This is a genomic window from Hungatella sp. SL.1.14, assembly GCF_024460495.1.
GTDB classification, from domain to species: domain Bacteria; phylum Bacillota; class Clostridia; order Lachnospirales; family Lachnospiraceae; genus Hungatella; species Hungatella hathewayi.
Map to the genome: position 1 here is coordinate 1 of NZ_JANFYJ010000140.1, position 414 is coordinate 414.

The following is a 414-nucleotide window of genomic DNA, read 5'->3' on the forward strand; positions in this document are numbered from 1 at the left end:
ATAGGAGGAAAATCACATGAAAATAATTAACTTAGGCATTCTGGCTCACGTTGACGCAGGAAAGACAACCTTAACGGAGAGTTTATTGTATACCAGTGGTGCAATTGCAGAACTAGGGAGCGTAGATAAAGGCACAACAAGGACAGATACAATGAATTTGGAGCGTCAAAGGGGAATCACTATCCAGACAGCAGTGGCATCTTTTCAGTGGGAGGATGTAAAAGTCAACATTATAGATACGCCAGGCCATATGGATTTTTTGGCGGAAGTATACCGTTCTTTATCCGTATTAGACGGAGCAGTATTATTAGTTTCTGCAAAGGATGGCATACAGGCACAGACCCGCATACTGTTTCATGCACTACAGACAATGAAGATTCCGACAATTTTTTTCATCAATAAAATTGACCAAGA

1 protein-coding gene is annotated in these 414 nt (G+C 40.8%); it reads left to right on the forward strand.

Features of this window, described 5'->3' with window-relative positions; all coding sequences use genetic code 11:
• Positions 1–16 precede the first annotated feature (16 nt).
• On the forward strand, positions 17–414 hold a 398-nt coding region (locus NE473_RS30370), incomplete at its 3' end, for a GTP-binding protein (RefSeq protein ID WP_256265573.1).